We start from the raw sequence: 2,649 nt of genomic DNA on the forward strand, positions 1-2,649 counted from the left end.
TGCGCTCTTGCAGATGCCAATCGATGGCAATACGATAATGACGTGACGGATTAAATCGATCTCCCGTCAACAACTTGGGCCGCTAAGAGGCAGAACGTAGCGGCTTTTTCGATGACTACGGCAATTTCTTCTCGAAGTCTGTCTGACGCTTCTTTGCTGCTTCCTCAAGCAGTGGCCGATTTAGCCAAGTCATCTCGTTGCTAACCAGCCCTTGTGCATCCAAGTAACTAAACCGAATTGAGCAAGCCGCTTGATATGCGGGCTGATCATCGCAGTTGAAGCGCATAAACAGGGCATGCCGGCCGTCTTTCACGTCCTTCTCGATGACGGCGCCCGGCAATTTGTCCAGCGCGTAACGGCTTTGAACCGCTGCTACCTGGTCTGTATCCCTAACATTGATCTGAACGCTGAACCGGTAGATCACCTTCACGATTTTATCGTTCTCGGTGAGCAATATAACGGTGTGGCCAGTCTTTCCCTCCGTGCCTTTGTAAAGACGCCCACCGCTTCCAAGGTTGGAATTTTCGGTCAGATTTATTCGATCCAGAACCGCATCCAGGCCTTGGCGGGTGTCGATTTCAGAGATCTGAAAATAGTCGATATTTCTGACTGGCTCGGCTGCTCCCATCAAACCGAACGCAAGCGCTGCGACCGCTAGACCCTTTACCCTCATAACTGCTCCCCGGTTGTGCCTGTTCTGGTAAATACCGGATGGCGATTAACAGTGCATCTGAAAAACTCATCAAGTCCTTCGAGGCTTGCAAACTCACCTGCTACGGCAGCAGGAAGAAGAGGTGTGCACCGACATCCCGGATCGCATCGCGAGCCGGCTTTCCTTTGTGGCTTCCCAGATTGTCGAGGATGACAATGTCACCGGTCTTGAGGGTCGGGACCAGGCATTTCTGAACCCATGCGGTGAAGGCAATGCCATTGATGGGTCCGTCGAGGACAAAGGGGGCAACGATGCTGTCGCGGCGCAAGCCGGCCAGAAAGGTCAGCGTCTTCCAATGACCGTGAGGGACTTTTGCGATGAGAGGCTCCCCGCGCTGACACCAGCCGCAGGTGCGTGTCATGTTGGTTTTGACCCAGGTCTCGTCGATGAAGACGAGACGGTCCGGATCAAGCCGATGTTGATGGGTCTTCCATCGTATCCGGAACCGGGCCACCTTCGGGCGGTCCTGCTCGCTTGCCACCAGCGTTTTTTTTGAAGGTCTTTCCTTCGCTGCGCAGGAAGCGCCAGACGGTGTCGTGAGACATATTGATCCCCGCAGACTTCAGCTCCGCCGACAACGCACGCACCGTCCAGTCGGACTTGGCCTGCAGCCGCTGGCGCACGGCATCGGCTGCAGCGCCACTCAGTGTCGGTTTGACATAGCCGCCGATCTTCGCCGGCATCAGGCCTCTACCGGATCGATCGAGTTGCCCGATACGGACTGCTGTTGCAGCCGATATCCCGAACCGCTCCGCTGCGGCACGAACTGTCATGCCATCGTTCAGCGCTGCTGCAATGCGCGTTCGCAAATCAAGAGAAAGAGGTCGCACCATCACTGCTGGCCTCCAATCCAGCAATGATCTTGAATCACAAAATCAAACGCGAGGGAATCTCATCGCGATTCCGATTAGCGCTGACACACTCTAGCGTTCGTCGTCTTCGACCAGCTGCGCCTCAATCATTGGGCTTCAATTGTTCCCGGTTGATTCAGCGCTCTGCCGTTGCTGCCGTAGGAGGCCGTCTTGATGGCGCTGATGCAGCACGTACCAAAGCACGATGCCAATAACCGACAAAGCGAGTCCGCCCCACTGTCCCACCTGCAACATGGTCTTATCGTCTTCCAGATATTGCATTTCACGCAATTGCGCACGTGCCTCTTGTAGAACGTTCGCCTCCCAATCCTTTAGCATTCCGTCGGTTTGGCGACGTACTAAATCAAGCCGCCCTTTCAGCGCTTTTCCCGGCTCATCTGGATTTGGAGCGTTTAAATCTTGCTCGATCGCCTCTAGCGCTTCCTGGCTGTCTTTCACCCGAAGGACGAACAATTTCCCCTGCATCTTCGCATCGAAGAGTTGGCTTTCGACGGCTTTCGAGGTGTCCGATATCTGCCACGTGCAGAACACGAATAGCGCCATACCAATGAAGGTCGCGAATTTGTAGAGGTTATCGGTGGGTGCATTGGGGAGCATTCTTGGCCTCGAATCGCCGCTTCAACTCCCGAAATATCTCAGATCAGTTTGCCAGTTTCCAGCGATTGCTTACGGAAACTCGCTGCGGCTGTGATTCTCCAGGAACATCAAAGGAACATCCTATCTCCCGACCAACTGTGGGAAAGTGCGAACAGGAGAAGAACAAGAGGAGAACATCATTGGAATATCGTATCTCATCAGTAGTATGTGAAAGAATCCTCTTGCCAAAGTTTCTGTGTTGAGCGACATATTGCCAACTGGAATGGTTAACCGGTGATGGAAATGTCGGACAATCGAGATCTTATCAGGTTGAAGCGGGCGGCGGTTGAGAAAGAAATCTCTTCCCTTCGTACGAAGATTGCTGAGAAGGAGCAGGAAATCGAACGGCTCGATATCGCTGGGAAGGTTCTGGCTGAAATGACGGGTGTCGAGTATTCGCCATAGGCCCCTCTTGATACGCCTGCGCCA

At 53.8% G+C, this 2,649-nt stretch carries 5 protein-coding genes; all 5 read right to left on the bottom strand.

Translation table 11 applies throughout. From position 1 onward, the window contains the following. Positions 1 to 115: 115 nt before the first annotated feature. Positions 116 to 673: a hypothetical protein gene (locus tag A7X77_RS31250; protein ID WP_064686646.1), complete on the bottom strand. Its 558-nt coding sequence runs from the start codon at positions 671 to 673 to the stop codon at positions 116 to 118. A 100-nt stretch (positions 674 to 773) separates the two neighbouring features. Continuing rightward, positions 774 to 1,193, bottom strand: a complete 420-nt coding sequence (locus A7X77_RS33715; protein ID WP_210179779.1) for a transposase — start codon at positions 1,191 to 1,193, stop codon at positions 774 to 776. Then, positions 1,120 to 1,545 (bottom strand): transposase, encoded by a 426-nt coding sequence (locus A7X77_RS33720; protein ID WP_245293822.1) that lies wholly within the window; start codon positions 1,543 to 1,545, stop codon positions 1,120 to 1,122. The genes A7X77_RS33715 and A7X77_RS33720 overlap by 74 nt, the downstream gene beginning before the upstream one ends. Positions 1,546 to 1,680: 135 nt before the next feature. Then, positions 1,681 to 2,181, bottom strand: coding sequence for a hypothetical protein (locus tag A7X77_RS31265; RefSeq protein WP_064686648.1), 501 nt, complete (start codon positions 2,179 to 2,181; stop codon positions 1,681 to 1,683). 120 nt (positions 2,182 to 2,301) lie between these two features. Further along, positions 2,302 to 2,649: hypothetical protein (locus A7X77_RS33725; RefSeq protein ID WP_210179780.1), on the bottom strand; the 348-nt coding region annotated here is incomplete at its 5' end.

The sequence above is a fragment of the Rhizobium bangladeshense genome (genome assembly GCF_001662075.1).
GTDB classification, from domain to species: Bacteria; Pseudomonadota; Alphaproteobacteria; order Rhizobiales; family Rhizobiaceae; genus Rhizobium; species Rhizobium bangladeshense_B.